The sequence below is a fragment of the Nocardia sp. NPDC003345 genome (assembly GCF_053589395.1).
Map to the genome: position 1 here is coordinate 23,043 of NZ_JBSFRU010000039.1, position 6,762 is coordinate 29,804.

10 protein-coding genes are annotated in these 6,762 nt (G+C 68.5%); 5 read left to right on the forward strand and 5 right to left on the reverse strand.

Features of this window, described 5'->3' with window-relative positions; genetic code table 11:
* The first annotated feature begins 83 nt into the window (after window positions 1-83).
* From ACWDU1_RS07550 to ACWDU1_RS07560, 3 genes are all read left to right on the forward strand, one after another.
* Entirely contained in the window at window positions 84-1,079 is a 996-nt protein-coding gene (locus ACWDU1_RS07550; protein ID WP_449996468.1) for an ATP-binding cassette domain-containing protein, read from the forward strand.
* Window positions 1,076-1,840, forward strand: a complete 765-nt coding sequence (locus ACWDU1_RS07555; RefSeq protein ID WP_449996469.1) for an ABC transporter permease — start codon at window positions 1,076-1,078, stop codon at window positions 1,838-1,840. Before ACWDU1_RS07550 ends, ACWDU1_RS07555 begins: the two co-directional genes overlap by 4 nt.
* A gap of 176 nt (window positions 1,841-2,016) precedes the next feature.
* Window positions 2,017-2,310 carry an alpha/beta fold hydrolase gene (locus ACWDU1_RS07560; RefSeq protein WP_449996470.1) on the forward strand — a complete coding sequence of 98 codons (294 nt, stop codon included), beginning with the start codon at window positions 2,017-2,019 and terminating at the stop codon, window positions 2,308-2,310.
* A gap of 10 nt (window positions 2,311-2,320) precedes the next feature.
* Here the strand turns inward: ACWDU1_RS07560 and arfB are convergent, their stop codons facing one another.
* Together arfB and ACWDU1_RS07570 are read right to left on the reverse strand one after the other, a co-directional pair.
* A complete protein-coding gene (gene arfB / locus ACWDU1_RS07565) occupies window positions 2,321-2,752 on the reverse strand; it encodes an alternative ribosome rescue aminoacyl-tRNA hydrolase ArfB (protein ID WP_449996471.1) in 432 nt (143 codons plus the stop codon).
* Between the two features lie 233 nt (window positions 2,753-2,985).
* Window positions 2,986-3,882, reverse strand: coding sequence for an aminoglycoside phosphotransferase family protein (locus tag ACWDU1_RS07570; protein WP_449996472.1), 897 nt, complete (start codon window positions 3,880-3,882; stop codon window positions 2,986-2,988).
* A 165-nt stretch (window positions 3,883-4,047) separates the two neighbouring features.
* Between ACWDU1_RS07570 and ACWDU1_RS07575 the strand changes: the two genes are divergently transcribed.
* On the forward strand, window positions 4,048-4,509 hold the full coding sequence (locus ACWDU1_RS07575) for an SRPBCC family protein (protein WP_449996473.1): 462 nt from the start codon (window positions 4,048-4,050) through the stop codon (window positions 4,507-4,509).
* A gap of 51 nt (window positions 4,510-4,560) precedes the next feature.
* On the opposite strand, the gene ACWDU1_RS07580 is transcribed toward ACWDU1_RS07575, so the two are convergent.
* On the reverse strand, window positions 4,561-5,445 hold the full coding sequence (locus ACWDU1_RS07580) for an NAD(P)-dependent oxidoreductase (RefSeq protein ID WP_449996474.1): 885 nt from the start codon (window positions 5,443-5,445) through the stop codon (window positions 4,561-4,563).
* A gap of 87 nt (window positions 5,446-5,532) precedes the next feature.
* On the opposite strand from ACWDU1_RS07580, the gene ACWDU1_RS07585 reads away from it, so the two are divergent.
* Window positions 5,533-5,937, forward strand: coding sequence for an ArsR/SmtB family transcription factor (locus tag ACWDU1_RS07585; protein WP_449996475.1), 405 nt, complete (start codon window positions 5,533-5,535; stop codon window positions 5,935-5,937).
* A gap of 60 nt (window positions 5,938-5,997) precedes the next feature.
* Here ACWDU1_RS07585 and ACWDU1_RS07590 read toward each other — a convergent pair whose 3' ends face one another.
* Entirely contained in the window at window positions 5,998-6,336 is a 339-nt protein-coding gene (locus ACWDU1_RS07590) for a hypothetical protein (RefSeq protein WP_449996476.1), read from the reverse strand.
* 47 nt (window positions 6,337-6,383) lie between these two features.
* The coding region (locus ACWDU1_RS07595; protein ID WP_449996477.1) for a dihydrofolate reductase family protein at window positions 6,384-6,762 on the reverse strand (379 nt) is incomplete at its 5' end.

Below are 6,762 nucleotides of genomic sequence, written 5' to 3' on the forward strand. Positions count from 1 at the left end.
CCGGGCCGACCCGTCCGGCTTGTGGCCGGATACCGTCCACAACGGAGGTTTTGATCGTCCTGTACCCCATCGAAAGGCAGGAAGTGATCAACACCCGAAATCTGACCAGGACCTTCCACGGTCCCGGCGGATCAGAAGTCCGCGCGGTCGACGGCATCGATCTGACCGTCGCGCGGGAAGAAGTCTTGGCGATCCTCGGCCCCAACGGGGCCGGTAAGACGACCTTGATGCGCATGCTCACGACACTGCTGCCGCCCACCGGCGGATCCGCGGAGATCGGGGGCCACGATGTACAGCGTGAACCGGCCCAGGTGCGGCAGGTGATCGGATACGTCGGTCAGGGCAACAGCGCGGGACATACCCAGCGCGCGATGGACGAGGTGGTGACCCAGGCCCGGATCCACGGGCTGGACCGGAAATCGGCGCGGATCCGGGCGGGCGAGCTGTTCACCGCCCTGGGTCTCGACGGACTCGGAAAGCGGAAGTCCCAGGCCATGTCCGGCGGCCAGCGCCGGCGCCTGGATCTGGCGATGGGGTTGGTCCACCGGCCCGCGCTGTTGTTCCTCGACGAGCCGACGACCGGCCTGGACCCGCACAACCGGGCCAACCTGTGGGACCACATCGCCCGCCTCCGGGCGGAATCCGGTATGACGATCGTGGTCACCACCCACTACCTCGACGAGGCCGACCAGATCGCCGACCGGGTCGTGATCGTGGATCACGGGCGCATCATCGCCGACGGTTCGCCCGAGGCGCTGAAGAGCGAGCACGCGGGCGACAAGGTGACGTTCGAGACACGAGACCCGGCCCGGGCCGGTGAACTGGCCGAACTGGCGCGCCGGACCGAGTGCGTGAACCGGGTGACCCACACCGGCACCACCGTCGTCGCCCACGCGGCGAACGGCCCGAAAGCCGTACCCGCGCTGGTCACCGCGGCCCATGCGCGCGGCCTCGAGGTCGTTTCCGCGGCGACCCGGGAGCCCACCCTCGACGACGTCTTCCTCGAGCTCACCGGACGCAGCCTGCGCGACACCGGCACGGCCGGGAACGGCAACCACGATCCGGAGGAGACCCGATGACCACCACCCAACCGCGCCGCAATATCGTCGCCGACACCCTGCTCGTCACGGTCCGCGAACTGCGCCCCGTGATCGGCGATCCGTTCTCGGTCGTCTTCGGCCTGGTCCAACCACTGTTCTTCCTGTTGCTGTTCGGGCCGCTGCTGGCCCGCGACGGTGAATCGCCCTGGGCGTGGTTCGTTCCCGGAATCCTGGTCATGACGTCGTTGTTCGGTACCGCCGGCACCGGCTCCAACCTCCAGTTCGACCTCCAGACCGGCACCCACGAGCGCCTACTGGTCACGCCGCTGTCCCGGTCGGCCCTCTTCCTGGGGCGCGCGGTCAAGGAATTCCTCCCCCTGATCGCGCAGGCGACTCTGATCATCCTGGTGACCATCCCCCTGGGGCTGCGTCCGGATCCACTCGGCGCGGTGCAGGGCCTGCTGCTGCTGGGTGTCCTCGGTCTCGGCATCGGCTCGTTCAGTTACGCCCTGGCGATCGTCGTCCGGGAACAGGACTGGGTTTTCTGGACCGTGCACCAGACACTGTTGTTTCCCTCGATGATCCTGTCCGGCATGCTGCTGCCCCTCGAACAAGCTCCGGGCTGGATGCGCGCGCTCTCGGTGGTGAACCCACTGACCCACGTCGTGAACGCCGAACGCGACCTGTTCGCCGGCCGCCTCACCTCGGGCGACGTCGGCTGGGGCTGGCTGGCCGCGATCCTCACCGCGGCCATCGGAATCGCGGTGGGCCTGCGCGCCCTGCGCAAGAGCACCAGCTGACCCGGTAGAGACCCGGATCTCGACAGCGCCCATCCCGTGCGCGCCTGCGGCTGGTCGCTGCCACGTGGCGGCGACTGGCCGCTGCCGGAGATAACCGGTCATCGGCGGCGTATCCGACCCTACTCGGCTGGAGTCCGGGATGGCTCGACGACCGATCGGGTCGTGAGATCGGTGCGATGGTCGACGCGATCGGGCCGGCGCTACCGGCCGGAGCCGACGATCAACTCGATCTGCTGACCCGAGTCGACGTCCGGTCGGAGCCGGCGGGTATCGGGGTTCCCACCGTAGTCATCGCCGGCACCCACGACCTGGTCGTTTCGGCGGCGCATGCGGCCGAACTCGCGACCGGGATTCCGAACGCCCGGCTCGTCGAACTCGATTCCGGGCACGCACTGGCCAGTGCGTGCCCCGCCGAATGGGCAGCGATCATCAACGACTCCCTGGCAGTGCGGGTCCCGCCGCGACGGTGATTCCCCGCGACTACTGGTCGTCGGGGAAAGCACGGCGGTTTCGCTTGATGCTGCCGCGGCGCTTCTTCGCGGCGATACGACGCTCCTTCGCGCCGCGCGAGGGCTTGGTGGCGCGGCGCACGGGCGGCGGGGCGGCAGCGGCGTCGCGCAGTAACGCGGCCAGGCGTTCGCGGGCGGCCGCGCGGTTCTGCAGTTGTGCGCGGTGCTCCGAAGCGGCGACCGTGAGCACCCCGCCGACCAGGCGGCCGGCCAGGCGATCGAGCATCCGGACGCGTAGCCGCGCCGGCACGGAGGGCGAATGGGCGAGGTCGAACGACAGCTCGACCCGGCTGTCGGTGGTGTTGACGTGCTGGCCGCCCGGACCGGACGAGCGGGAGAACCGCTCGCGTAACTCGGAGGCGGGAATCACCAGCGTCCGGGTCACGGTCAGGTCTTCTGCCATGATCCGATGCCGTCTTTCCGATTCGCGAGTCCTGTGCCGGGTGGGATGACCTTCTCGTTCACGATAGCGACGGCCTTTCCCGTGCAGCGGTGCAGGATATCCCGCGTGTCGAGAACCGGTCGGAGGGTACGCCCCCCTCGTAGTGTCGGACCGACGAGGTTCCGAGCACAGTGAATGCTTTGCCGTCTCCCGGGGTGCGCACGCCACTCATCCGCTTGTCACCGGTGTGGTTCTCACCCGTCCTTCAGAACACGCTCGAGTGCCGCCCGGCCTACCGGACCCCAGTGCGGCTTACCGCCCGGAAGGCCGCGATCTCCGTTCTGCCCCATGAGCATCAGGAACAGGCTCTTCATGGCTGCCAGTCCGCGGGCCCGCCGGATCGCCGACTCGTCGGCGAGCGCGTAGCTGTCGAAGAACCGTGCGGCCGTGTCCGCGGGCAGCAGCACCCAGGCGGCGGCGAGGTCCCACGCCGGATCACCGGCGAACAGGTCACCGAAGTCGACTATGCCCGAAAGGGTTCCGCCCGAGGCGACGACGTTCGCGGGGTGGAGGTCACCGTGCACCCACACCGGTGGGCCCTGCCACGCGCCGGCCGCGACGGCGTCGTCCCATACCGCCCGGATGTCGGCAGCGAGGTCGATAGGGGCGGCGGCTCGGAAGAAGGCCTCGAAGCCGTCCGCGCAGTCCTCGGGATGGGCGCCGCGGTCGGTAGCGATCGGCGCCTCGGCAGGCGCGGGCACATGAAGCGCCCGGAGGAAGGCCGCGAGCGTATCGGCCGCATGGGCGCCGCGGCTGATCGTGGTGTGGTCGAGCGGCTCGCCGGGAACCCACGTCATCACGGTCCAGTGCTTGGGGAAACGCTCGGACGGTGCACCGGAACGCACGGGGGTCGGCACCGGCAGCGGCAGGCGCGGGGCCAGCACGGGTAGCCACCGGCGCTCTTTCAGTTGCAGGTCCGGGGTGGGATCCATGCGCTGCATACGTACGGCCAGCTCGTCCCCGAGCCGCCACATCTGGTTGCCCCAGCCACCTGCGACCTCGCGGATGGTCAGGCCCGCGAGGTCGGGATGCTGCTCGCGCAGCAGGTCCCGGACCAGGGCCGCGGTGATCTCCACATCGGTGCCGGTCACGCGATGTCACTGTACCGGGGCAGCGTGCGGTGCGGGGCCACAATTACGCAACCAATGGTTGCGTATCTGGGCCAGATGTGGCACAGTCTGTTACGCAACCAATTGTTGCTATTCGAGCCGACCGAGATGTCCTACCTCACCACCATCACTCACAAGGAGAGAACCATGCCCGATATCCTGCACAGGGTCGGAGCCAAGGCTCCGCGGCGCGACGTCTACAAAGCACTCACCACGATCGAAGGCGTCGCCGGCTGGTGGACGCGGGACGCGACCGGCGACCCCGACAGCGGAGGCGAGCTCCGCTTCGGCTTCGAGCCCGGAGCGGCCGTCGCCGGCGACGCGTCGTTCCGGATCAAAGTCCTCGAGACCACGCCGGACGAACTCGTCCGGTGGGAGGTCCTCCAGGGTCCGCCGGAGTGGATCGGTACCGAAATACGGTTCGAGCTCGCGGACGACGACGACTTCGCGATCATCCGGTTCGGCCACTTGGGGTGGCCCGCGGCCGTCGAGTTCATGGGGCACTGCAGCACCAAGTGGGCCATTTTCCTCATGAGCCTCAAACAGCTCGTGGAGACCGGGACAGGCGCTCCGGCGCCCGACGACGTGCAGATCAGCAACTGGCACTGATCCGGGAGGGGGGGCACCGATCCCCCTCCCGGGCACGCGATCCGGCAGGAGCTATCGGCGTCCGGACAGCACCGGGACCAACCTGGCGAGTCCATCGGACCCGTGGCCCGCGTCGAGCGCGCGGCGGAATATATCGCCCGAAGCGTCGAGCACGCCGGTGTCGATGCCGTGGCGGGCGACCATATCGCGGAGTGTGGTGAAAGCCGCGTAGGCCGACGAGATGGAGGTGTCGTCGCCGGGAAAGTGCCCGGCTTCGACCTGTTCGGCGGTTTGCGCCATCATCTGCGGCAGCAGCTCGGTCACGGCGGGTGCGAACGGGACCAGCTCACTGCCCTTGACCCCTTCGGCCACGGCGAGCGAGATGCCGAGGGACACACCGAAGTACGAGAGCCAGAACACCGACACCAGTGCGGCGTCGAACGCGGCGGCACGACCGTAGTCCACGCCCAGGTAGGTGCCCTGTTCGGCGAGCACCTTCAAGACCGGCTCGGCTGTGCGATAGCCGCTTTCGGAACCCGAGTAGAGCAGCAGCGCGTCCGGTGTTCCGATGCCCTGCGGAACCGCCATGACGGCGCCGTCCACATACTCGGCGCCGTGGCGCGTGGCCCACTCGGCGCGAGCCCTCGACTGCGCCGGAGTCGAGGACGTCAGGTTCACCAGCACCCGCCCCCGCAGCGCGGGGCCCGCACCGCTCAACGCCTCTCGCACCGCGTCGTCGTCGAGTAACGACACCACGACCAGCTCACCACCGGATGCGACCGCCTCGGCCGCCGACGACGCCCGCGTCGCGCCGAGCTCGACCAGGGCCTCGGCCTTCGCCCCGGTCCGGTTCCATACGGTGGCCGGATGCCCGGCCGCCAGGAAGGTCTCAGCGATCGCCGACCCCATGAGCCCCAGCCCCAGAACCGTGACGGGTGTGCGTGAACCATCGGACATTCCGCGCCTCCTGATTGTTTGAAGAATCTCCAACAATAATTGTTGTACGATCATCAAACTGTCAAGTGCTCAGAGAGAGGTGTGCCGGTGCCCGCCGACTTACCGCACCCGGAAGCCGCCGACCTGGAACTGGCGGCGGTCATGCATGCGCTGTCCGATCCGATCCGCCTCCAGCTGGTGGCCTGCCTGGCCTGCGACGAGGGCGAGAACTGTGGCGATCTCAGCCAGCACATCGAACTGCACAAGTCCACGCTTTCGCATCACTACCGGGTGCTGCGGGAAGCGGGCATCACGCGGACCACTGTCGTGGGGCGCACCAGGCTGATGCGCCTGCGCTACGAGGACCTCCAGGCCAGGTTCCCCGGGCTGCTGGACGTGGTATTCCGTGGCCTCGTCGAAATGATCGAGGACGACGAGAAATGGAACGGTTCGGCCGGAGACCGCGCGAAATTACTCACCGCACTGAACCGCCCCGTGGACTCGCGGTCCTGAAACCGTCCGCGAAAGGCGGGGTATCACGACGCGGCGCGGAAAGATCGTCGGCCCGGAGGCCTACCGCAGCCCCACATCGGTCACGATGCCCAGGCCGGTGTTGGGATAGCCGTTCAGACACGTCACCGTGACGCCTCGGCTGAGATTCCCGAAGCTCCACTGCCGGTACGGACCGACATGGAAACCCAACCCGTAGGTCAGGTAGGCACCGGTGCATCCGACATCGACCGTGCCCCACCGCGGCGGTGCCGCCGGGCAGGTGACCGTCACGCCGGTCAGGCGGCGGTCGAATGTACAGGCGCCCGGGTCGGCGGCCGCGGCGCCGGACCAGGCGGTGGTCATCGTCGCCGCGACGGCGAGGGGAGCGGTGAGCGCGATGATCGAACTGCGAAAGCGCATGTTGTTCCATCCTTTCGAGAGTGGGTGGCCGCAGCCGGTCGCGCTGGTCACGGCGTATGCGCGAGATCCGCGTGTTCCGGACCGGCCGCGGCGCCCGTGTACCGCAGGCGACCGGCCGGGCGGTAGACGCGGCTCGTAATACCGTTCGGAAGTGTGTGTATATCGGCCAGTTCCAGTGCCGCGTCCGGGCCGACGCCGGGGAACAACCGCGCACCTTGACCGACTATCACCGGATAGGTGAGCAGGACGATCTCGTCGACCAGCCGGTTGGCGAGTAGCCAGCGCACCAGGGTGAGGCTGCCGTGCACCTGCAACTCACCGGCCGGCCCGTCCTTCAGTTCCCGGACGGCGGCCGCGAGATCCGCGGAAAGAACGGTGGTCGCGGTCCAGCTCGGTTCGGTGAGCGTCGCCGATACCAGGTATTTG